Raw genomic sequence first — 22,545 nt, 5'->3', positions numbered from 1 at the left:
TTCACTCTCCGTTAAATGCTTTTGCGATGCCATTAGCAACGGCAATGGCGTGTTTTTCAGTTTGGGATTTATCGAGCCAAAGCGCCCTGGCATAACTTTCGGTATTATCGGGCGCGTGAGGTAAATAAAATGCCTTTAAGGTAAATATCTGCTCTAACTCATTACGCTCGATGGCCCGGGCATGGCGTATTAGTTTTTTACTTCAATTTCCAAATCAGCTTCAAAGTGCTCATTGACCTTGGCAAGTAAACGCATCACTGCACCTGGTAGTTTCAATACTTCATCCAGTGCCGCTTTATCATCTTTATTGACAATGCGGCGCAGATAATTGGTGGATGGTGCAACCTTGTCATGCGGCATCATTTCATTAATATATTTGTTGTACGCCGCCAATGATGGTTCAAAGCGCAGGTCGTTACCTGCTACTACTAATACAATTGCTTTACTCATGCTGCATTATTTCCTTTCAGTAAGTTGTAAATCCGGTCAAATCCAGAGTCCATATTGCGTTCAACTCGATCGCCTAATTCTTTTACGTCATTTTTTGTTGCATAGGTTTCTGCAACATGTGTTTTATGATCTGCTAACTCAGCTGAAACCTTTGATAACCAAGTGATAACTGCGCCACCAATAACCACAACTAACATTGCTACTGCGGTGATCGCAGCTACCCAATCAGCCATTAGAACCTCTCTTTATTTCTTCAAACCTAACTGCTTAGATTTATCCGCACTGCTGCGGCTGCTGCCGAGCCAAAACGCGACGGCGGTACCGAAAGCGCCCAATACCGAACCCGCTGTCATGATGATCACCTGGTCATAGGCTTTTGGTGGTTCAAAGGCAAATAAAGCGCTAAACATACCTGAAACCATCAACGCAAGAATGATGGTCATGGCACTGGGCATCCAATGGTCTTTATGCTGAACACGCGCGTTCTGCGTATCTGCAAGTTCGGCTTTACGTTCATCTAAGGCAATGGCCGATGCTTGCAGTGCTAATTTTTTCAGTGTTACCCGCTCTTCACTTTCTAACTTACGAATAGCGATGAGTGCTTCAGGATTTTGCTTAATGGCTTGCTCAATGGCAACCGGTGTATTTTCAACACCTAATGCACTGGCAATTAGTCCACCAACAGCGCTACCCGCTGGCCCACCGATTAAGGTGCCGATTAATGGCGCGGCACTGCCAATTAATGCTTTAATGTTTTCCCACATAGCTAATCCTTACTTATTGAAAGGCTGACAATCTCACCAGCAAACTCAGCCATCAGAGCAGAAAAGGCAGCCGTTGAATTCAATACTGCCCATTCACCATACACAAAACCAAACGCAACACCGGGTGCTAAGCAACCTTGTAACTCTTGTGGTGAATTGGCTTTGTGGATCAGAATATGAGTACGTAAGCTCGGGCCATTGCGGGTTACACCCAGTTCCGGCGCTTCAAGTGCATAACAAGCACCGAACTTCGGTGATTGATGTGGCAGTGCAATGTAAGTACCTTCAACAATGCAAGATTCAGAAGGCTTGTTATTCAACATTGGTCGTTCAACGAAACAACATACTTTGCTGCCATCTTCACGGTGTAGTGTTGAATAGGTGCCATGTTCAAAGTAACGGCGTCTTAATGAATAATGTTTCATCGCTTTCCTTTATCCGCCAATGCTTGGCAGACGATACAAAATTGACAGCCTTTAACGGCTTCTTGTCGTGCCTTAGGAATATCTAAGCCACATTCATTACATTCTTCAGCACTCTTTAATCGAGTTTGCTTAGGCTGGTTTGCAAAGTGATTCGTCAATGCCAGTGCAGTTTGTTTTTCTTCCAGTGCGCAGGCACTATCTAATAAATCCATCGCAACTCCCTATCCCACTAAATCGCGGGTATCTTCTCTACTAAGGTAAGGAACACCGTCGATATGGATAAAATCAGGACTGGTTACTAAGCCTTTCACTTTGTGCTTCGTTTTATCTGATGAAGACGGATCAACATCTAAGATACTTTCCAGTAATAGCTTTACGCCAAACACTTCAATGGTGAGTTCTTCACCACCGGCATTGCCGTAAAATAGGCAGTCATGCGGTTCAATACCACGCCAGCTACCTGCATTTTTTGCTACTTCACCGAGTAACTTGAAGTTTTTAGTATCCAGTTCATATTCAACATCTGCACTTACCGCACCATCGGTATGACCATCTGGTACACCGCGGGTTGTTGATACTGCAGAATCATCCGAAATAGACACTGAGGCTTTTTCCACATGAATGACGGTACCGAAAATATCAATGTCGAAATTCATACCACTTAAACGTTTGCTCATGCTGCATCTCCCGGATTACTAAGGTCTAACATCAGATTGGCAACAATCTCTTTCGGGCAATCGTAAGGTTTGGCTTTGATATAAATTTCTACCTTATTGCGACCAACCCAATTGATAGTGATGGCATCCGCTGATGGGGGTTGAATATCACCAGGGAACATCTGCTTACCAATGGTGATGCTTTTTGACATCTCACGCAGTGGTCGAGCGTAACGACTTTGCGCTGATTTAGTACTAAACGGTGTGCTGTTAAATGAACGGTCACCCAAATCGGCGATACACAACACCCGTACACGACGGGCAACTTTGTCGATCACACGACGGTTTTCTACGACCTGATAATCACCGCCTTCAACATCTAACATACGGCCATCGGCCCAGTAGATACCGTCAACATCTGGATACCAGCAAGGCACAGAGAAGCGGTTTTGTTCTAACGCCTTTAATGTGGCGGTGCTGAGCGTTACCCCATCTTTATCCACCGGCAGTGTCACATCACCAATTAATGCACCTGTTTTAACGCGGCACGGTGAATCGGCAATAGATACGCTGCGGTTGCATAAACGGCCCATTAATTTACCCAGGGCATCGGGGAATACTTGCGGAATAAGCATCACGCCATCGGCGGCAATCGTATCCTGGATAGCCACAGTGGTAGCTTCATAGTCAGACCACGACTGAAGTTCACCAATTTCAGGAGTACATAACGCCATGAATTGCCAACGGCCATACTTGGCAATCAAGGTATGATAAAGCGCTTGCGCTGCTGTCACCGTTGCTTGGTCTGATGTTGGGTCACACAAGATCACAGCTTCAAAGCTTTGGGTTTCTTGGGCTTTGAGCGCTGCTTCATCCCATTTCTCACCACTTGCCATGACATAAACCGCTGCACTCCAATTCTGACCTGCGTTAAGCATTGCGGCTCTCACGTTACTTTTCAGAGCTGAATCATCAGCGCCAAGCTGCTGGTCAAAATCGGTATCGGTATTGACTGACAATAGTTTGCCGGTATTGGTACTGCCTAGACCGATGAACAAGAAATGGCGTTCCACTTCTGTTACTGGCCCCTGCATTTGATTAAGTGTATTTACTTGAACTACTGGCCACATTAGCGTTGTTCCTTCTCTAGTTCTGCTGCTAAAAAGTTGGTAATGTCTTTTGACTTTGCACCTAAGAGCTGGCGTTCTGGTAACTTAACTTCCCAACTCGATTGCGTGTCTTTACTCTTCAAATTCCTGATAATCAAACCAGCTTGACCTGTGGTTAAACTTTCAATTATCCATTTAATACTGGGCTTTTTACGCTTGCCTTTGCGTTTTGCGGCAATGGTATAACCAAGTTCTCTTAAGCGTTTAGCCTGCAATCGAGTTGGCTTGTCATCATAGTTAGGCTTGCCGTATACCTTTCTTGCTTTGGCTGCATTCCATTTTTCAGTTGTGCCATATTGATGATGACTGGCTATCTTTCCTGCAACACCAGGGAAAAATAACCTGGCTTCATTTGGGGTGGTTTTTGTTTTTAATTGCTTCCCCATCTTGCGCATCATTTTTTTATCACCCGATGTGCGGGTTTGCCAACGTCGACCGTTTGGGTCTTTGTTTTCCCGCATGTTTTTTCTGTTTTGCTTGGCTAAATACCGGCTTAACTTGCGCAATATTTTGAGCCGCTTTGTCGGGTGTAACGTCATGAGTTTTAATTGCTGCTGAACACCTAACATTTCGGGTGCTAACATCGATACCCTGATCACGCATCGCTCCCAATAGGTGACGGCGGGTTATTCCCCGAAAGAATGTCACCATATTCAGCAACCCATATTTCATAAGGGGCCACTTTCCACTTTTTCCCATCCCACTCAATGGGCCCATTTGGATCTTCAACCACCATGAAGGGTTCGCGAAATTCCACTTCAATGATCATTTCAACGCAATCTTCACTCTCAGGTTCAATGTCTGCGGTTGGGTCTGGTAAGTTAAACTTGCTGCGGTGCTCATCAAAGTCCATCAACCAGGCCATCACTGACGCAAGCACAATTTCAGGTGCACACTTCTTAAAAGGAAAACGCTCAAAACTCAGTACCGCTTTATAAGACAACTGACCAATATCACGGCCATTACCATGGTCTTTCGGCGCTAAAATAAGCTCTACATCTTCCATCCAAGAATCAAAGTGTTTATGTATTGCCTTGGGTACCACGCTATTAATTCGGTTTGTTAAACCCTTTAAGTAATAACCCGCTGAATATTGGCTTTGTTCACTCATAGCAATTCAACTCCGGCACTTCTTTTACCTTTTATGGTGCGAATATGCTGCAGACTTTCTGCAAATAAACTGTCTCTGGTTTCCGGTTCACGTTGGGTGACGTTTTCACCAGCATCACGCATTTGTGTAGTGGCAAATTCTGGTAATAACTCGGCCTTAGCACGGGCATACACCGCTTTTTCATACAAGATCACCAGCATGTTTTTATCCGCAATACTCGGCTGGCTAATCACATCCGACGCCTGAGCAATACCCTCGGCTTCATGGCGCGTTTTAACACCAACTAATTCAATGTTTATCTGTGCGATGGCTGATACAACCGACATTGCGATCGCATCTTTATCCATATCCACTGGCACGCTTCGACGCTTTTCAAAATCACCGGCATTAATGTCAGGCCAAAAACCATCGTTAATAATGTCGGTGTCCTGGTGTTCGGACTCTGTCTTGCCACTAAACATACCGTTACTCACTTCTAATAGGTCGGCTCTAGCCACTGCGACAAGGTGCCTATTTCACTAACGTGAATAAGTCCTACGCAGCCGAGCCGGTGGCGCGAGAGTTGTTACAATTCTTTTTTACAAATCATGCGAATAAACTAAAGGTCGGTTTCTTTACCAATGGTCTTGGCGATTTCTCTGACCATCTTTTTAACGCCCGCTTTGTCGTTTAACGCGGTTGCTTTGGTGCCGTAGGTATACGCATTGCCCAGGTTAAATACGCTTTGTTCTAGCTTTGAAGCCATGGCGTATAGCTTGCCCCCAATCAACTCGCTTAACCGCCATTGGTAAGTGTCCAGTAAGTGGATAAACTGAGTAAATAACTGAATCACTTGGCTACGCTCTACTGCATCACGGCCTTGGCTTAAGTGTTTCGCGCCTTCGTCATAAAGCTGGTCTATCAAAAAGGTCGGCCAATCTTGGGTGCTAAAGCGACCTGGTAACCGCTGATTTTGCGCGACTAACAAAGGTACAAAATCAAAGGCGGTTTTCCAGTGGCCAAGGTCAACAAGCCAAATCACTACCCAAGCCAGCACCCTATTCTGATGATTGGTACCTTGTGCTTGATAGCGGCGTAAATAATCCAAGTATTGATGGTTCTCAATCGCCTTGGCTTTGTATTCAAGCTTGTCTTCGATGTGGGAAAACTTTTTAAGTTGAGCAAGGTCGGAATCCATTGCCGCTTTGAAGAAATCAAATTCATCCATAATGCCTTGGGCACGACTATCATCAGGCGTTGCTGTCAGCGTTTGGCTCTGGCTGTTTATTGTCATTACGGCGGATGTATCACGGCAATTTGCTAGGTCAATGCCAATAATTTTTGACTCTAAGGCTTTACGTTGATTACGTTTTACTATGCTCATTTCAAAAAACTCTCTGCTGGGTAAATAACTGGCTTATCGCAATAAGCCAGTGCTTCTCAATCTACTGATTCAAAACCGACTAAGACCAAACCCAGTGCGCAGGGTTATCAGCATCAAAGTCACCAGCATCAACAGTAGGGTCTTTGACTTTATCCAACTTCACTGAATTTGCTTCAAAAAAGGCAATCACTTCCATATCATTGATGTAATAACAATCGTTACGTGACTGGTAATCTTCGACACGCTTCTTCTTGTTGTTATTTTCAATTGCAGTACGTGTTGAACCCGATTGAACATAGTGACAAAGGTTTTCAAACGAGGTGATCAAAATGCCGCGAGCAGGAAAGAACGGCACTTTATATGCTTTCAATCCACCAAAGGTTTCAATGATCTGCTCAAGTTCAATTTTTTCTTTTTCACTTGGGGTATGCGCTTGCTTGGCATAGAGTTTATTTTTCTCTTTGGCCAGCAGCTCATCACCAATAATGGTAACCAGACCATTACGTTTATGGGCTGGAATAGCTTGCAATAGGTCATGCACGGCTTGGTCAAGATTTTCATAATCACCGCCAGCGCCAATACGGATCTCACCGTCTTTTTGATCACCGTCTTCAATTGCATTACCTGGGTTATCTCGGCGAACAAGTTGCAGCCAACCGATGTTTACATCGTTCAACATTGGGTAAGTGGCAATATCGGTGACATCAGCGGCTTCAATACCGTTCCAACCAATTTTAATGATGTCTAATGCAATAGCTTGCTGAACATGGCGGCGAAAGCGACTGTGAAAATCAGGAAACTTGGCCCACATATCCATACGTTGCCAAGTGATGTGGGTATCACATTCAACTGGGTAGCAACGATATTCACGCTTGGTTAAACCTAATGGGTCTTTGGTTTGACGAGATTTAGTCTCGTCAGTTTCAACACCCGCACGACCAGTAACACCGCCACTGATACCTGCAGTAATAGCACTGCCAACTAAGTCATCGACAAGTTGGGTATCAATAACTTGTAAGAACTCAGCACTTTGGTATACCTGGTCATACAACGTCTGCTCAATAGTGGGTTCAACATTGAACTGCTGTGACATTGATGCCACGCCGTAATTTGCAGCTAATGCCGTGACAACAGCAGTAAATACCTGAGTTGTTTTAAGCTTCATCGGTTATCTTCCTGTTGTTAAAGTAGGTTGGCATATTTGGCACTATCACCAAGGTGTTCTTCTTCACCTTCAGTGGTCGTTGACGCTGGATCTTTGATTGCATCGCTCACTGTTTTAGTCAGCGCAGTAATTTGTTCAACCAAACCATCAACCTTGCCATCGAGCGCCGAGAATTCAGCGGTTGCTTTATCAACGTTTGTGCCTGTTAGGTTGTCGGTATTCGCATCGTCTTGCTGTGCTGGAACAGTGCCTTGTTTGGCAAGTAAATCTTGTGTTGCTTGAGTATTGGCTTCTAGCACCTGGCTAAATTTCAGCAATGGCTCACCGAGCGCGTCGGTCATTGCGGCGGCAAATTCTTCGCGTTTCATGTCGTCATCATCCTTATTAAAATTAAAGAGTTTTTTAAACAGGCTCTTGGTGGGTTGGGCCGCTTCTTCTAACGCTAACGACACCTGTAATAGGTCAGTATCTGAGGGTGCTTGATTGGCGTTATTTTTGTCTTGCTGACTAAAATGAATGCGGTCGGTGTAGGTACTTGCGGGATAATCAGTTACGGCAAGCCCGATTAAATAGGTTTGTCCTGACTTCATAAAATCACGGTCAATTTCAATACTGAAATACACGGCCTGGTCGGCTTGATTTAGTAGCACAAATGACGCGTTTGGAGAAAGAATGGCGTATAACACTTTTATACCGTCTTCATTTTTACCCGTGCTTAATCCGATCACATCACCGAGCATGCCGCCATTGAGTTCTACGCCATGTAAATTCTTTGCCGCCCAGCCCGACCAATTAAATTCGTGGTCTAAATTGATGCGAGCACCGTACTTTTTATAGTTGTAAGTGGTGACAATATCGTCGATATCTTTTTCTGATATTTCGCGACCATCTACCGTTAACCCCATGGCAGCAATGGCAAGTGGAATTGTGCGTAATTGAGCCATGTTGTTTCCTGTTTAATGTCAAAGTTGAACTAAGTGAAATCAATTTTGCCCGCAGAACAGGCCTTAATCCATCACATTAAATCCGCGTTATTCCGATCTTGGCGAAAGCGGAATAACGCGGAAATCTTCTTAAAGAATTACGTGATTTAGGGTTATAAACTTGGCGCTTGTTCTTACCAACAGGCCAGTTATGAAACCGAGGACTCCCCGATATACACCCAAAATCATTAAAACGGCGCGTGACCATTATGTTTTTGGTGGACTGACGTTTGATGAAATCTCAGAAATTGAAGGTATGCCGAGTGCCCGCTCTTTACGACGTTGGGCGGATGATGGCAGCTGGAATGAACTGTGCCCGTCACTGAATGCCGAGACAGCGATTGCACGACGTATTGTGTTATTGGCCGATCGCGACAATAAAAGTGAAGCGGATTATAAAGAACTGGATTTTCTGACCAAACAGCAATGCGCGTTAAATCAATCACGCTTGCCCAGTGCCGGCATCACTAAAAAATACGGTAATACGCCTGCAGCTGCTGCGGCTCAACATGAACAAACCAGTGAGCGAACCAGTAAAAGTAAGAAGCGTCAGAAGAAGATTAAGAATGATGTGTCGAGTATCACCAAAGAAATGCTGGATGAGCTCAAAGACAACCTGCTCTACCCGCACCAGTTACACTGGTTTGAACATCAAGATTATCGTAGCCGTTTTATTTTAAAGCCGCGTCAAATCGGCGCGACCTTCTATTTTGCGTTTGAAGCGTTTTATGATGCTGTGGTAAATGGCCGTAATAAGATCTTCATTTCAGCATCACGGGACCAGGCAGAGATATTCAAAGCCAATATCATTGCCTTATGTCGTGAACAGTTTGGTATTGAGCTAAGCGGCTCACCTCTGATGTTGCGCAATAAAGGCAAGACCACAACACTGTATTTCAAATCGACCAATGCCCGGACGGCGCAGTCTGCATCTGGTGATTTGTATATTGATGAAGTGTTTTGGATCCCGAAGTTTAAAGAGTTACGCAGTCTTGCCCAGGCAATGGCGACCCATAAAGATTTTCGTATTACCTATTTCAGTACCCCATCGGTGACCAGCCATGAAGCGTATGATTTGTGGAATGGTCGCTGGTACCGCAAAACCAAAGCCTGTAATGACCCCGAGTTTGCCATTGATGTTAGCCATAAGACCTTAAAGCATGGCTTGCTTTGCGATGATGGTATCTGGCGTCAAAAGCTCAATGTTTATGACGTGGTGGAACAAGGCTTTGACCGCATTGATATCAGCATGCTGGAGAATGAATACTCTAAAGAAGAGTTTGATAATCTCTTTATGTGCAAGTTTATTGATGATGCCCACAGTGCGTTTAGCCTTAAACAGCTGATGGCCTGCGTCGGTAATAGCAAAAAATGGACCGACTTTGACCCTACTTGGTCACGCCCTTATGCCATGAAGCCAGTTGTTATTGGCTTTGACCCAGCGCGAACGCGAGACATTGCATCGGTAGTGGTTTTGAGTTTACCGCTTGGCCCTGATGATAAATTTCGTTTGTTGGAATCACTGAATTTAAGTGGTAACGATTTTGAAACCATGGCCAGTGAAATTAAAGAACTCACCCTTAAATACCATGTTGTGCATATTGGTGTTGATACCACAGGTATGGGCTTGGGTGTGTTTGAACTTATTCAAAAATTCTTCCCGCTGGCAATGCCGATTCATTACAACCCGCACAACAAAAACAAGATGGTGATTAAGGCGCTTAATGTCATTGGCAAGAAGCGTTTTGAATACGATGAAAATTCAGTGATGGTTGCAAGCAGCTTCATTAATATTCGCAAAAAGGTAGTTGGTGACCAAATCAGCTATGCAACCAACCGCACCGCCGCCACAGGCCATGCTGATATTGCCTGGGCAATCATGCACGCCATGATCTACGAACCATTATCTGGTGACAGCTCGAGCACCAGAACATCAATAGGATTAGATGCCGCATAATGAATTCAACTAAAAGTACGACCACTGAACCGGTTAAAAACAAATCTATCGACACCTTTAGCTTTGGTGACCCTGAGCCGTGTTTAGATAATCGCATGACCGAATACATCGGGCTTTACGCTGACATGGACGGGCTATATTCACCGCCCGTGAGTTTAGCCGGCTTGATTAAATTGCTACGAGTAAATGCCCAACATGGCCCTATTTTATATTTTAAACGCAATATGATTTTGAAATGGTTTAAGCCTAATGCGCTATTAACGCGGCGAACGTTTAAGAAGTTTGCGTTTGATTATTGTTGGGCGGCGAATTCGTACCTGCAGGTAATTAAAAATACCTTTGGTAATGTGATTAAGTTAAGGCATTTACCTGCGCTATCGATGCGCTATACATCTACACCGGGTGTTTATGCGCAACGCTTAAGTAATGGCAACGTGCTGCGTTTTAAAAAAGGCGAAGTTATCCACCTGAAAGAATACGATCCGAACCAGGGTATCTACGGTATCCCCCAATATTATGGCGGTATTCAATCTGCGCTTTTAAATGAAGATGCCACCCTGTTCCGCCGTAAATATTACAAGAACGGTGCACATATGGGGTTTATCTTCTCGATGGCAGATCCCAATTTATCGACCGAAGATGAAGATGATTTGAAAGCAGCAATCAAAGATTCTCGCGGTGTGGGTAACTTCCGCAGTTTATTTATTAATAACCGCAGTGGTAAGGCTGATGCGGAAAAGGCGATCAAGATTATTCCGGTGGGTGATATTTCTACCAAAGATGAATTTGAACGGATTAAGAAGATCACGCTAAATGATATGCTGAGTATGCATCGCGCCCAGGAAGCATTAAGCGGGCAAACGTCTGGTGACAGTCCGGGCTTTGGTGACTTGGATAAAATTACCCGCGCTTATTACAACAATGAAGTGGTGCCAATGCAGCAAGACATGATGGAGATTAACGAGTATTTACCCGCGGCACTGCATATTGAATTTTCAGTGCCGGTGTATTCTGATTTGTTTCCATCTGGCGACGAATAACAAAAACCAAATCAGTAACTAACTGGTTTGGTTTTTAAACTGCTCCCAATCTAACTCTTTAATATGCTCAACAATCCCTGCCACATCATTTAATCGTTTTAATGCACGGTTAAAATTCTGCCTTGGTACATCATTGAGCATCGCCGCATCATCTTCTTTATGGCCTTTGCATAAATGGTCTGTTAACGCACGTTGAATATTCTCACTATCAATTTTTGTTAACTTTAAAAGTAACTTAACTCTTTCTTTAGATTCTAAACCCTGCACTAAAATTCGCATATTTTTGCATCACTTAACTGATTTTAAGAAATGATACTCTGCTACTAGAGTGAATGAAAGAAAACTGTCAATTGATGACAAATAGTGTCACAACTTTGACATTAGCGATCCTTAAATGATCCTCAAGATCCTTTACATATAAGGCTTGGGCAATATCAGCGTGTCCATGGTTGTGTCCAAAACGCAAAAAAATTGCGAAAACGCGGTAGGCGAAGAGGAGTGAATTTATCGTGGGTTCGCACGCACGATCAAATGTTCTTCTCAGCCGTCAGCAATAGCTATGTATTATAATGGACATGGCATACAACTGTATAAATAATCAGTTAAATATCGTATAATTTACAGGTCAGTATGTGAAATAAGTGGATGTTTTATGCGAGTAGTTTGCCCAGAATGTGGCGTTAAAAGCCGTATACAAAAAACGAATAGAATTTCGAATAGCTACACAGATTTATATTGCAGCTGTAATAATGCCGAGTGCGGTCATTCATTTGTAATGAATTTGAGTTTTAGTCATACGCTGAGCCCATCAGCGAAAAGTGCTACTCAATTGGCCATGGACTTGGTGAAGACATTAGCGCCAGAACAGCGCCAAGAATTGCAGCTACAACTTTCTATTTTGTAGATAACAAAAGCCCTCAACATTGAGGGCCTATCAAATTTACAGCATTAAAAATAAACTATTTTAATTTGAACCCTTTTGCTTAACCCCGCGTAGCTTTTCATCTAGTGAAAATGGAGATGTTCCATTAGGAGCACGTCGATTAAGTAGATTACTTAATTGCTTATGTAATTGAGGGCTATTACCGTGTGATTCAAGCAAAGAGCGAGCATCACTTAGTAAATCTTTCATGTATTCTTCCATTTCAGTTTCCTTTCTAAATATATAAAGTACCTACGTATCAATCTTCTCTTTTTCTACGCCTGAACGACATATATTTAGTGAAACCAGTTTTAATTGTCGCCTTCCCTCTTGGGGAAAAACCTACGTTACCAACAATGATCACGTCAGAACCATCTAATTCGGACACATCCTTCAATTTAAAATTACGTAATAAATCGAACCTAAGCTCTTGATCTAAAATAATACTAGGTTCCGTATTATAGTTACCATAGTTAAGCCACAAGCTACCATCTTTTAAATTCAAGTTGTTAATCGTTCCCCAAAATATTTTACGAGAACCAGCATGTTCACGCTTAATATTGTTAAGTGGGACAATATGATCACTTAACAAGCCTTTAATCATTGATACACCTGAATCTGCAACAATATTAATAGTCTGGCCTTTATCACCATACTCAGGATTTTTACATAAATTAGTCAATAATTGACGTAACGATTTATTTAATGGAAATCCTGAAGCATTACCTATCGCTTTATCTTTTTTACTTGCCGTCCAATCTGACTCTTCATCACCATGTTTATTGTTTGGCTCAGAAATGTAAATAGATTGACTACCTATTTTATCAAGGTCTACACGGATATCTTCTGACTGGGCATTTTCCTCATGACTCTGCTCGTCATCAGATGAAAATAGAATAGTCGAAGCATTACATCCGTCTTTGTGCTTCGCACCAAAGCAAGCCATTCTATCTATTTTTTCCGTTTTATAACTTCTGACAAACCATGCTTTTTTCTTGCATTTAATGCATTGAATATCACCACGGTAAGTATCTACATCGCCTTCATACTCTTCAGTAGTACAGTTTACCCCGCCTGAAATTGTTTCTACTATTATCACAATGCACTCCTTGATTGTTCAAAATTAGTATTCTCAATTAAAGTACTACTTTAGGGTTGTAATTTATATAATAAAATTAATCTGTTAGTTAAAAACTTACTCAATCTCCCTATGTAAAACACTAAGCCATCGAGTTTTGCTATTTTCAACATGTTCGACAAAATACCAATGTGACTCTAATAAGTGTCCAGACAGCTTTTCTTTAACCAAACTACCATTAGAACCACCATCAACCATGACATTTTCAGGTTTGGGTAAAATTTTCACTTCAATAATCTCATCATCAAAGACAACGGTTCTATCATCCAGCTCAACCTCACAACCTTTCATGATCGCTAAATATGTTTTACCTACGTCTAGATTTAGTTTATCTATTTGCATCTTAATTTCCCTTTTATTAATTAAATTAACCCCAATCCCACGACTCCCAAGTTTCCCAACCAGGTGTGTAATTGGATGTATCTTTAATTTCAGTTTCAGGACTGTTCCAACCATCCCAAATATTAGGTTCTTCTGGTGCTACATCGATCACTTCGGGTGGGTGATATTGGCTATCGGCATAATATCCCTGCCTCAATTTCACAATGTGGTCTTTATCAACTCTGATTTGGGCACCCTGTCCCATAACATTGACCAGGTGATCATCTAAATGAATACCGCGCCTTTTCAAAAGCGCTTTAATTCCAGTATTTAACCTGTCGCTCTTGGAGGGCGTACAGTTATTGACAGAACTCCAAGGAGCCCCTGTGGGGCCATCTAAAACCTCAGCACCTTCGGTGCTACTTGTGCTTGCTTCACTATCGAGCAATGCTTGAGACTTGCGCTGGATTACCCAGTTGCGTAGACGCGTCTTAACCGGTAGTTCATTGGTAATTTGGAAACCTTTAATTTTACTAACGTGTTCAGCGTATTCATTTCCCATTTCAGTAACGTCATAATCATTACGGATCAATAAATCTTTACGCTTAACGAAAGGCCCACCTTGCGCCATCACATAACCTGCAAAGTCACCTTTATCAGCACACTGCAAAGCAGTAGCCGCAGTGGTCATGACATCGCTTTCATCTTTCTGGTATTTACCAATGAGAATTTCTTGGCGTTGGGCAATATCCATATCAGCAAAGACAAGTCGAGGCCCCGCCCAATTAAGCTGCGGTCCGATGAAGTCAGGGTTTTGCTCAGGAAACATTTGATTAGCAAGGTAACGAAGTTTTTCATCGTCATGGGTTTTAACATTGGCAGCGAATGCCGCTTTACCTGTTTTTAGCTTAGGCTTGTACTTACCCGTGATCACATCCCAAACCTGAATAAAGCTCATGGCGTCATAATTAAGTCGTGGTCCAACAAAATCTAATTGAGGCCCCATAAAGTCCGGATTTTGGTCGGGGAACATGTCATTAAACAACTCCCTTTTTTCCTTCACATTTAAAATGGCAACATAGCTGTTAAACGTATTTCTATCGTTATTCGCATAACGGCGCAGCTCTCGATAAGTAGTCACAGGGGCACCGCCAAGTGGTTGAAACTGGCGTATTCTCCAACGGCCAGCCCAAGCAACAACGCGTGCGGCCATTTCTTTTTGGTCAAAACCTGTTTCTTCGTCTTTTTCACCGTCCATTGCATAACCATCAATATTTTTACTGATGTATTTAGCCATATAACCAGTTGCCGTACCTAAGCTAGGATCCATGTCGACAGAATCACAACGTGGTTTTGGATTAAATGGACCTGGAACAACTTTTCCCGTTTTTTTATTTCTCGGATAAAGCTCTTCCATTTCATCTTCGATGGCATAGCGAGTAAATACTTCACGAACGCGGGCAACATGGCACGGCTGCATAAATAACATTAAATGCCAATGCGGTGTACCGTCATGGTGCGGCTCAACAACACGCATACCGAACTCTTCAATACCATCTCGTTTGAGTTGTGCGCGGATACGCGCAAAGACCTTGTTCAAATAGATTTGTGTTTCTTTCGGGTTATTACCAAGCCAATGTCCAATAAATCCGCCACGCTTACGGGCATTGTGATATTTAGACGGCGCAGTTAATGTAATGAATAAGCCAGCACAATCTAGCATTTCAGCAATGTTCTGATAGCCCGCAATACGCACCATCATTTCACAACGGCGAATAGCAGGGTTAGCCGTTGATTTATAGAACATGTCAGCCAGCGCAATTTCTTCGCCAGAATCTTCATCAAAGATCGAGCGACCTTTGATAAAATCTCTGTTACGTTTCTTTTGGTCTTTCCATTCACGTAAGCAATCACGCGAACAATACGGACTCGCAGCCTTTTGTACCTGACCAACAGCTAGAGCCAAGTGCTCACGCATTTCTGCACGTTTTGAACTCAGTTTTCGTTCCCATGCACGCTGGCAAACTAAGCGTAAAATACCGCTTTCAGCTTTTGCTTGTGTTAGCTTTTTTGTTTTGTTGTAAGGCGGTAAATAACCAAGTTTACGGGACTCTTTTTGCAACAATCTAAATACTGCAATGATCACCTTGCCATAGTCAGTTTCGTGCGCAGCTTCTAAATAAATTAGATTTTCTAATTGCGAGGAAAAAAAATCAGCAAATTGCTGACCGAGTATTTTTATCTCACTTTTATCCATTTCAGCGAGTAACTTTTCTCTCAATAAGTCATTAACATGAACATAGCTTTGTCTGAATTTAAACTGGTCTTGGTAGCGTGCCAATACCTTTCTTAAGCGTGGATTAATCTTGTTACCCACGGTTTCACGCAAATAGGTATTAGCAGACTGGCGGCCTTTGCGTTCAAAGGTTTTATTATATCGTTCGGCAAAATAGCGGCTAAGGTAATGTGGCATATCACCAAAGAACTGCTTACGCCATTCATGATCATCAATTTCTGGGTTAACCTGGAACATCGCATTTTCAATTAACGACATTTCAGGTAGTTGAAATTCCTTGTCTGGCGCGGGAGTTCGGGTAGGTTTGCGACTGCAGTCTTCCCCACTTTCAATCATTTCAATAATTGTTTTACGGCCAGATAATGACTGGGCTTTATTTACACTAGCCATCAAAACGGGCAATCGTCATCAAATGGAGCCAGTGCTAAATCAACTTTGCCCATAAATTTTATGCGTTTTATACCTGATTCTGTAAAATGAATATCTAATACGCACTTAGACATGTAGATTGCTTCATTCGGGAAAATAGAATCGTACTTTTGAGATAGGATGCTGTTAACTAATTTTAAATCATCATCATTGCGCTCAGCGTTAAGAGATAAACGACTCGCACGATAGTATGCCTTCCATATTTGTTTTAATGTCAAAAAGCGATATCTTTGTGTGTGATCGCCGCCTAAATAAAAATCATCGTTCAACTTAGCCCAAATAATTTCATATTCATTAACAGACCTAGATATAGTTTTACAGATTTTTATATTATTTAATTGCTCACGGCGTAATTCCGAAGCTACAGGAGATGTTTTACTCGGCCATGCTAAATCAACAGCTAAATCCATCATACGTACAATGCCGTAATAATCAGCGTGGGTAAGTTTCATTACACCTGTGAACCTAATAAGACCGTAAACCCCATCAACAAGGTCATACGTCTTAAACTGACTCATCTTTTTGTTACGGCGAGCTTTACCATGAATTAACTTCCACATGTTTTCATAAGCATTAGAACGAACATTATTAATATCTGTTTTGATAACCGTGGTTTCGCCCTGAAAATACATATCTTCAAATTCAAAGATGTAACCGCCGTTTTCATCATCAAAAACAAAACTGTCAATAAAGTCTTCTACAATGTACGTAAAGTCACTTCTTGGCATAATTTCGGTTTGGTCAACAGCCAGTTTTCGCACTGCTTCATGCAAGTATTCAGTGAGTTCTTCGCATGGGTAACCGTCAATAATTGAACCTGCAAACTGGTCAAAAATATTAATCATTTCTTGTTCGTTAATTTCATGTCTAACAATCATCGTTAAATATCCTTTCTTCATATCTCTGCAAAATCCTGTGCATTCACCACGATATAACCACCATTACCTTTTAACCGACGAATCACGCCACGAAAAAGCTGACGGCAATCCAGCATTTGACACGCATTTTCAACAGCATCATCTTTGCTATCATGATCACCGATTTCAACTGTTCGCGGTTCGCAGGTATCGACATCACGAATCGTCCCGCCATCTGGGCATACTTCAATCGCAAAATATCTCATCGCCACAACTCCACTGACTCAGTTTTATGCAAAGGGGATGTGCTTTCCCAATATTTTGCGATACAGGCAGCAAGGCCTTGATAACCGAAATTAACAGCAACAAAATACAACGAACGCAACGCCCCAAGTCCTTGCAACTCTTGCTCAGAAAAAGAATCAGTATTACCAATGACGGTTACCCAAAAAGCAGACAACGTGATGAGTACTTCTTCACGCGAAAGATGGCTGTCATTAAACGATAAAGCAGGCATAACCAGAGCGTCATGATCACCGGCATCAACGATTTCAAATAAACCCATAATGTCATTGTATTTTTCAGCGCTCAATCCGAAACTAGTTAGCGATTCAATCATGCTTTCGACAGGCACAGAGATACGTTTCATGCTGCTGCCTCGATACTTTCTGGCATTGCCATTAATTCCAATATTTTGCTTTTAGCATCCAGTGCAGCTTGCATTGGACCCGAATCACTTAACCAAATGTCAGTGCTGTAAAGCATTGCGGCCTTATAACTCTCAGTTGTTGCGTTGATGTAATCAAACCCATGTGGCATAACTTTTACAGATAGTGAGTCGCTAACACCGCTGTATTCAACCGTAATATCAATCAAGTCAGGCTTAGCAACGGCGATAAACATCAGTTCATTAATTACTTCTTGTATTGTTGGTCTCATGATATTTCCTTACTTAAATTCTGAAATTGAATGACCAGCTAACTTTCTAATCACTGGCTCGAGTGCGTTTATTGCGTTATGCAGTTTCGCCTTATCTAACTGGTCGAATTCACTCAGTCTTAACTTAAGGTGAGGCATCTTTAATCCTGCAGCGACCAAAATCCCCTTCTTTAAATCTTCATCTAACTTGTCGTAAATACAGCCGATACGACTGCTACCAAACAAACTATGAATTTGAGCAATTGATTCTGCCGACGGTGGTGCAGTATCAACAATTGCGATTTGTGCTAATCCCATTACAATGTCTCCTTTTTTAATTCTTCAGCCCAAAATTCTTCAAGATTATTGTTATCAAAAAAACGAACACCTATGAGTGGTTCTTTAGGATAAGATTGACCGCAACCACCGTCATATTCGTAATACAAAATCTTTCCTTTACGACCTATGTGTTCTTCGGGCATATCATCTTGAACACCAACAACTAACACGATGTTATGAATTGCGAACGGCGCTCCATCTATGTTTCTACGTTGTGCTTTTGCACCTAATATCTGTTCGGCTAACGACATATAATCTCCTTACATGCCTGGCATAGGCACTCCACTTAATACCGCATCGACACACATGGACACGAACGGCCCTGCACCACCGCAGCGGTTTTCAACGTCTGACATAAGAAAGACCAATTCACGAACAGCAGATTGTGCCTTTGCAGTAATTGCGTCTTTCTTATGACGCGTTAGCCGACGGTCGGATTCGGCCTCTATGATGTGACGGTTGATATCACCGATATCAGCTGCAACGCTCATTGCACTAAGCGTTAGCGGCTTTGAGTCACCAGCCTTTGGCAAGCGAACCGCAACTAGTCCAATTTCTAAAATCGCACTGTTGATAATGTCGTGATTATCTGTGGCCTTAGTGATTTTTATTAACTCTGCAACAGTTAGTTGGTGGGGCTGGTTCGGATTCAATTTATTACGAAGCATCTGACCACGCATTCCACAGTCGTTTGCAATCGACTCTACGTTTTCAATATCCGCAAAACGGATGCAAGCAGCGTCAATTACGTTTTGTTTGCTATCATTAATTTCAAACATTGAACAAATTTCCCTATTTGAGATGATGGAGTTACGCAGTGGCGACCACGTTAAAAAGATAACCGAGAAGAACCAGCTGAATGACATTGGGCACAAGCAAATATAATTCTTGTCGGTACTTAGAAATGAAATTGATAAACGGCATGCTTAATGTTCCTGTTCATCTGCTTGTTTAAATAGTGCGACCATGTTGATTAACACTGTCGCGTTTTTAGAACGCTTTGGCATGATTGGGATCTCGCCGCGGGCAATGAAGGTATCGATCACACGCACAGACATGCCCGTAATATCCGAATAGACTTTTCGTGTGACATACGGTGAGTCTATTTGTAGAACTGTATTAGCCATGTAATTCCTCTTATAAATAGATAAATGTTAAATAATTACAGTAACCTCGATGATTTCATTCATCATTACTGATACTCTTATCGGTTAACTAAATGCGGTTAAATGTAACCATGTAGCCGATATTGAACATTATGAGACACGAAACGAACCATTACAAGGTCGCAACGGGTTTTATTTGTGGTCGATTCGAGTTCAATTGATTCTTGAGTTTATAACCATTTGTTTTTTATAGAGAAAATATGAAATATTCTAATGAAGATAATTACACTAATTTCGGGCAGCGATTAAAATTAATTATCGGTGATGAATCAATTGAAAACTTCTCAAAACGCTGCAGTCTGGGTAAGACGACGATTCAGAACTACCTCAATAGCAATCGATATCCGACACTAGAGCGCCTTGATGTAATAGCTAAAACAGCTGATGTAGATGTGTCATGGCTAACAACGGGTAATGATTATCAAACCTCATCACCGGATAATTCCGATTACACAAAGATCCCACACTTTGATGTTCAAGCCTCAGCGGGCACAGGCTCTGAACTGGTCGAAAGTGGCATAAATAAAAATACAGTGGACATACATCCACAAACCTTATTAGACCAGGGCTTGAATCCAGAAGGCTTATTGTCTATGTACGTTAAAGGCGATTCGATGGAACCGTCTTTGTTTGATGGCGATATGATTTTAGTTAAGAAAATGATCACTCCGTTTAGCATTCTTGAGGGAGTGTATATCTTTCGAGTGTTTAACGAGATATTCATTAAGCGTATACAATTCAACAAGTACAGTGCAAAACTCAAAGTTGATAGTGACAACCCCTTCTATGATTCATATACCATTACAGGCAATGACCTTAACGATGTTGAAATTATCGGTGAAGTGATATGTACTATTTTCAGCAAAGTGAGACGAATCACTCGACCAACCGAAGAATCAGTAGAGATAAATTAGGTAATGCGGGGATTGTTCAGGGCAAAATTAACCACTGAATATTTTGAAGTCATCGGTGAAGTTATTTGGTCTGGAAAGAGGATGCAGAGATGAAAGCAGCTGTGATTAACAGCTGCTTTCAGTTATTTAAGAAGCAATCGCTACTTCATTTTGTTTTGCAATAGCCTGAGACTCTCTGTACTCCGCGGCTTCAGCTTTCATTGTCCAATGCACTTCTTCAATACCTTGCTGGTCTACAGCTTGTCGAATTGCAGCAAGTGATACATTGAAAAACTCTTTTCTAAAGTTAACTTTGTTCACTGAGTCTAACTTGAATTTTTCGTGTAACTCTTTTTCCAACTTAGGTGCATCTTCGCTATAAAGCATTGCGTGAACATCGAATGAGAATGGCACTGATGCATATTAACCACCATGGAGATCACCTAATAACATCGATGGAGATCACCCAATAACCTCAATCAAGATCAGCTAATAACATTCATGAAGATCACTTTTACCCTGAAATGTTATTGAGTGATCTCCATGAATGTTATTGGACAAACTTGCTTTTTTCACTGCCCTGTAGGTGTATTTAACCGTTATTCTGTTCATTTTGATGAAGGGAATGACTATGCCAACGGCACCTATATCTATGCGTAAATTAAAAGAGATCCTTAGACTCAAATACGGTTGTTCACTGAGCCATCGTCAAGTCGCTAAAAGTTTATCTATCTCCCCCTCAGTGGTATCTCGTTATGCCAATCGAGCAGCCCAAATGGGGATCACCTCATGGCCGTTATCTGAGGAATGGGATGATGTGACTCTTCATCAAAAATTTCTGCACACTACCGTCAAAACCAATCCCCAAATCACCACCCCAGATTGGTCGGTGATCCATCAAGAACTCAAGCCAAAAACAATGACTCTGCAATTACTATGGGAAGAATACAGAGAACGAAATAACAATAAATTCTATAGTTACAATCACTTCTGCCGGCTATATAAGAAATGGCTTGGTTGTCAAAAACCATCGATGCGACAACAGCATAAGGCGGGTGAAAAACTATTTATTGATTACTGTGGGCCGACGATGAACATTATTGATCCTACAACCGGTGAAATTAAAACGGCACAAATTTTTGTTGCCGTGATGGGTGCCTCTAATTACACCTATGCAGAAGCCACGTGGACCCAAGGTCTAGAAAATTGGGTGATGAGCCACGCTCGCTGTTTCACCTTTTTAGGCGGTGTTCCTGAGCTCTTGATCCCAGACAACTTAAAAAGCGGTACAACCAGATCGTGTCGCTATGATCCCGATATTAACCCGACGTATTCACAGATGGCTGCGCATTATAATACGGTCATCGTGCCGGCTCGCCCTTATAAACCCAAGGATAAAGCCAAAGCTGAAGTGGCTGTACAGATCGTAGAGCGCTGGATCATGGCCGCATTGAGGCATGAAGACTTTTTTTCTTTGCGACAATTAAATATCCGGATCGAAGAATTGCTACTTGAACTCAATCAACGGGCCATGAAAGTGCATCCTGGTACGCGTCATTCACAATTTATTGCCATTGATAAGCCAGAATTGAAACCCTTACCCCTTGAACCGTATATCTATACCCAAGTGAAAATGGTGACTGTACATATCGACTATCACATTGATATAGAAAAGCATTATTACTCTGTACCGCATTCACTGATAAAGAAAAAACTCGAAGCGCATATTACCGGTGAACTCGTCACAGTATACCATCAGGGAGAGTGTGTAGCGGTGCATCCTCGTTCTCACAAGATTGGTGGACACAGCACGCTTGATGCTCATATGCCTGTTTCACATCGAAAACAAGGGGAATGGTCACCGCAACGATTTGAGAAATGGGCGCAAGATATTGGCCCAAAAACAGAAGAGCTCGTCACTCTGTTAATGCAAGAAAGGCCACATCCTGAGCAAGCTTACCGCGTTTGCTTAGGATTGCTTGCGCTAGGTAAACAATACACAACACCGCGCTTAGAGGCTGCATGTGGACGCGCTTTACATACAGGAATAAGAAGATTAGCGGGTATCAAATCTATTCTTAAAAAAGGCCTAGATAACCAACCACTACCTGAACAACAGTTAGATCTATTAGCAGAAATAGAGCACAACAATGTGCGTGGCAATACGTATTATCATTAAGGGA

The 22,545-nt window shown here is 42.1% G+C and carries 33 protein-coding genes; 5 read left to right on the top strand and 28 right to left on the bottom strand.

The genetic code is table 11. The annotated features are described in order from the left end of the window. Position 1 precedes the first annotated feature (1 nt). From MORIYA_RS21860 to MORIYA_RS18990, 14 genes are all read right to left on the bottom strand, one after another. Positions 2–148 (bottom strand): DUF6890 family protein, encoded by a 147-nt coding sequence (locus MORIYA_RS21860; protein ID WP_408632093.1) that lies wholly within the window; start codon positions 146–148, stop codon positions 2–4. 41 nt (positions 149–189) lie between these two features. Then, positions 190–450 (bottom strand): putative phage tail assembly chaperone, encoded by a 261-nt coding sequence (locus MORIYA_RS19050; RefSeq protein ID WP_112717777.1) that lies wholly within the window; start codon positions 448–450, stop codon positions 190–192. Further along, entirely contained in the window at positions 447–683 is a 237-nt protein-coding gene (locus MORIYA_RS19045) for a hypothetical protein (protein ID WP_112717775.1), read from the bottom strand. The genes MORIYA_RS19050 and MORIYA_RS19045 overlap by 4 nt, the downstream gene beginning before the upstream one ends. A gap of 12 nt (positions 684–695) precedes the next feature. Further along, a complete protein-coding gene (locus tag MORIYA_RS19040; protein WP_112717773.1) occupies positions 696–1,214 on the bottom strand; it encodes a hypothetical protein in 519 nt (172 codons plus the stop codon). 2 nt (positions 1,215–1,216) lie between these two features. After that, entirely contained in the window at positions 1,217–1,639 is a 423-nt protein-coding gene (locus MORIYA_RS19035) for a DUF5675 family protein (RefSeq protein ID WP_112717771.1), read from the bottom strand. After that, positions 1,636–1,851: a TraR/DksA C4-type zinc finger protein gene (locus MORIYA_RS19030; RefSeq protein WP_112717769.1), complete on the bottom strand. Its 216-nt coding sequence runs from the start codon at positions 1,849–1,851 to the stop codon at positions 1,636–1,638. Before MORIYA_RS19030 ends, MORIYA_RS19035 begins: the two co-directional genes overlap by 4 nt. A gap of 9 nt (positions 1,852–1,860) precedes the next feature. After that, on the bottom strand, positions 1,861–2,316 hold the full coding sequence (locus tag MORIYA_RS19025; protein WP_112717767.1) for a phage protein: 456 nt from the start codon (positions 2,314–2,316) through the stop codon (positions 1,861–1,863). Continuing rightward, entirely contained in the window at positions 2,313–3,425 is a 1,113-nt protein-coding gene (locus MORIYA_RS19020) for a DUF2586 domain-containing protein (protein WP_112717765.1), read from the bottom strand. Before MORIYA_RS19020 ends, MORIYA_RS19025 begins: the two co-directional genes overlap by 4 nt. Beyond that, positions 3,425–4,048, bottom strand: a complete 624-nt coding sequence (locus MORIYA_RS19015; protein ID WP_162629296.1) for a phage virion morphogenesis protein — start codon at positions 4,046–4,048, stop codon at positions 3,425–3,427. Before MORIYA_RS19015 ends, MORIYA_RS19020 begins: the two co-directional genes overlap by 1 nt. An 11-nt stretch (positions 4,049–4,059) precedes the next feature. Continuing rightward, positions 4,060–4,575 (bottom strand): phage tail protein, encoded by a 516-nt coding sequence (locus MORIYA_RS19010; RefSeq protein WP_112717761.1) that lies wholly within the window; start codon positions 4,573–4,575, stop codon positions 4,060–4,062. Beyond that, positions 4,572–5,072: a head completion/stabilization protein gene (locus MORIYA_RS19005; RefSeq protein ID WP_232011681.1), complete on the bottom strand. Its 501-nt coding sequence runs from the start codon at positions 5,070–5,072 to the stop codon at positions 4,572–4,574. The genes MORIYA_RS19010 and MORIYA_RS19005 overlap by 4 nt, the downstream gene beginning before the upstream one ends. A gap of 101 nt (positions 5,073–5,173) precedes the next feature. Beyond that, entirely contained in the window at positions 5,174–5,938 is a 765-nt protein-coding gene (gpM, locus tag MORIYA_RS19000; RefSeq protein WP_112717759.1) for a phage terminase small subunit, read from the bottom strand. A gap of 79 nt (positions 5,939–6,017) precedes the next feature. Beyond that, positions 6,018–7,103 (bottom strand): phage major capsid protein, P2 family, encoded by a 1,086-nt coding sequence (locus MORIYA_RS18995; RefSeq protein WP_112717757.1) that lies wholly within the window; start codon positions 7,101–7,103, stop codon positions 6,018–6,020. Positions 7,104–7,120: 17 nt separating this feature from the next. Beyond that, on the bottom strand, positions 7,121–8,047 hold the full coding sequence (locus tag MORIYA_RS18990; protein WP_112717755.1) for a GPO family capsid scaffolding protein: 927 nt from the start codon (positions 8,045–8,047) through the stop codon (positions 7,121–7,123). Between the two features lie 190 nt (positions 8,048–8,237). Here MORIYA_RS18990 and MORIYA_RS18985 point away from each other — a divergent pair, with 190 nt between their 5' ends. Both MORIYA_RS18985 and MORIYA_RS18980 read left to right on the top strand, forming a co-directional pair. After that, positions 8,238–10,043, top strand: coding sequence for a terminase large subunit domain-containing protein (locus tag MORIYA_RS18985; protein WP_112717753.1), 1,806 nt, complete (start codon positions 8,238–8,240; stop codon positions 10,041–10,043). Continuing rightward, a complete protein-coding gene (locus MORIYA_RS18980) occupies positions 10,043–11,083 on the top strand; it encodes a phage portal protein (protein WP_112717751.1) in 1,041 nt (346 codons plus the stop codon). Before MORIYA_RS18985 ends, MORIYA_RS18980 begins: the two co-directional genes overlap by 1 nt. Positions 11,084–11,101: 18 nt before the next feature. Here MORIYA_RS18980 and MORIYA_RS18975 read toward each other — a convergent pair whose 3' ends face one another. After that, positions 11,102–11,362, bottom strand: coding sequence for a PapB/FocB family fimbrial expression transcriptional regulator (locus tag MORIYA_RS18975; protein ID WP_112717749.1), 261 nt, complete (start codon positions 11,360–11,362; stop codon positions 11,102–11,104). A gap of 373 nt (positions 11,363–11,735) precedes the next feature. Between MORIYA_RS18975 and MORIYA_RS18970 the strand changes: the two genes are divergently transcribed. After that, positions 11,736–11,987 (top strand): ogr/Delta-like zinc finger family protein, encoded by a 252-nt coding sequence (locus tag MORIYA_RS18970; RefSeq protein WP_112717747.1) that lies wholly within the window; start codon positions 11,736–11,738, stop codon positions 11,985–11,987. A gap of 60 nt (positions 11,988–12,047) precedes the next feature. Here MORIYA_RS18970 and MORIYA_RS18965 read toward each other — a convergent pair whose 3' ends face one another. From MORIYA_RS18965 to MORIYA_RS18910, 12 genes are all read right to left on the bottom strand, one after another. Beyond that, positions 12,048–12,227, bottom strand: a complete 180-nt coding sequence (locus MORIYA_RS18965) for a hypothetical protein (protein ID WP_112717745.1) — start codon at positions 12,225–12,227, stop codon at positions 12,048–12,050. A gap of 37 nt (positions 12,228–12,264) precedes the next feature. After that, the gene (locus MORIYA_RS18960; protein WP_112717743.1) at positions 12,265–13,104 is read right to left on the bottom strand and encodes a hypothetical protein; all 840 of its coding nucleotides are present in this window, start codon (positions 13,102–13,104) and stop codon (positions 12,265–12,267) included. 96 nt (positions 13,105–13,200) lie between these two features. Next, positions 13,201–13,485, bottom strand: a complete 285-nt coding sequence (locus tag MORIYA_RS18955) for a hypothetical protein (RefSeq protein ID WP_112717741.1) — start codon at positions 13,483–13,485, stop codon at positions 13,201–13,203. A gap of 25 nt (positions 13,486–13,510) precedes the next feature. Next, positions 13,511–16,150, bottom strand: coding sequence for a replication endonuclease (locus MORIYA_RS18950; RefSeq protein ID WP_112717739.1), 2,640 nt, complete (start codon positions 16,148–16,150; stop codon positions 13,511–13,513). Then, a complete protein-coding gene (locus tag MORIYA_RS18945) occupies positions 16,150–17,088 on the bottom strand; it encodes a hypothetical protein (protein WP_162629295.1) in 939 nt (312 codons plus the stop codon). Before MORIYA_RS18945 ends, MORIYA_RS18950 begins: the two co-directional genes overlap by 1 nt. Continuing rightward, a complete protein-coding gene (locus MORIYA_RS18940; protein ID WP_112717735.1) occupies positions 17,085–17,312 on the bottom strand; it encodes a hypothetical protein in 228 nt (75 codons plus the stop codon). The genes MORIYA_RS18945 and MORIYA_RS18940 overlap by 4 nt, the downstream gene beginning before the upstream one ends. After that, positions 17,309–17,695, bottom strand: coding sequence for a hypothetical protein (locus tag MORIYA_RS18935; protein WP_112717733.1), 387 nt, complete (start codon positions 17,693–17,695; stop codon positions 17,309–17,311). Before MORIYA_RS18935 ends, MORIYA_RS18940 begins: the two co-directional genes overlap by 4 nt. Then, on the bottom strand, positions 17,692–17,985 hold the full coding sequence (locus tag MORIYA_RS18930) for a hypothetical protein (RefSeq protein WP_112717731.1): 294 nt from the start codon (positions 17,983–17,985) through the stop codon (positions 17,692–17,694). Before MORIYA_RS18930 ends, MORIYA_RS18935 begins: the two co-directional genes overlap by 4 nt. A gap of 9 nt (positions 17,986–17,994) precedes the next feature. Beyond that, positions 17,995–18,282, bottom strand: coding sequence for a hypothetical protein (locus tag MORIYA_RS18925; protein ID WP_112717729.1), 288 nt, complete (start codon positions 18,280–18,282; stop codon positions 17,995–17,997). Continuing rightward, complete coding sequence (locus MORIYA_RS18920; protein WP_112717727.1) at positions 18,282–18,554, bottom strand: hypothetical protein; 273 nt, start codon at positions 18,552–18,554, stop codon at positions 18,282–18,284. The genes MORIYA_RS18925 and MORIYA_RS18920 overlap by 1 nt, the downstream gene beginning before the upstream one ends. A gap of 9 nt (positions 18,555–18,563) precedes the next feature. Next, on the bottom strand, positions 18,564–19,082 hold the full coding sequence (locus MORIYA_RS18915) for a phage regulatory CII family protein (RefSeq protein WP_112717725.1): 519 nt from the start codon (positions 19,080–19,082) through the stop codon (positions 18,564–18,566). Positions 19,083–19,229: 147 nt separating this feature from the next. Continuing rightward, entirely contained in the window at positions 19,230–19,430 is a 201-nt protein-coding gene (locus MORIYA_RS18910) for a Rha family transcriptional regulator (RefSeq protein ID WP_075471747.1), read from the bottom strand. Positions 19,431–19,669: 239 nt separating this feature from the next. On the opposite strand from MORIYA_RS18910, the gene MORIYA_RS18905 reads away from it, so the two are divergent. Next, positions 19,670–20,383 carry an XRE family transcriptional regulator gene (locus MORIYA_RS18905; protein WP_112717723.1) on the top strand — a complete coding sequence of 238 codons (714 nt, stop codon included), beginning with the start codon at positions 19,670–19,672 and terminating at the stop codon, positions 20,381–20,383. Positions 20,384–20,509: 126 nt separating this feature from the next. Here MORIYA_RS18905 and MORIYA_RS18900 read toward each other — a convergent pair whose 3' ends face one another. Continuing rightward, entirely contained in the window at positions 20,510–20,776 is a 267-nt protein-coding gene (locus MORIYA_RS18900; protein ID WP_269461249.1) for a GIY-YIG nuclease family protein, read from the bottom strand. Between the two features lie 217 nt (positions 20,777–20,993). Here MORIYA_RS18900 and istA point away from each other — a divergent pair, with 217 nt between their 5' ends. Next, complete coding sequence (gene istA, locus MORIYA_RS18895; RefSeq protein WP_112712098.1) at positions 20,994–22,541, top strand: IS21 family transposase; 1,548 nt, start codon at positions 20,994–20,996, stop codon at positions 22,539–22,541. Positions 22,542–22,545: the final 4 nt, after the last annotated feature.

The sequence above is a fragment of the Moritella yayanosii genome, assembly GCF_900465055.1.
Lineage (GTDB): Bacteria > Pseudomonadota > Gammaproteobacteria > Enterobacterales > Moritellaceae > Moritella > Moritella yayanosii.
Note: the sequence above shows the minus strand (reverse complement) of the source record. Positions and strands in the feature narration are given on the sequence as shown.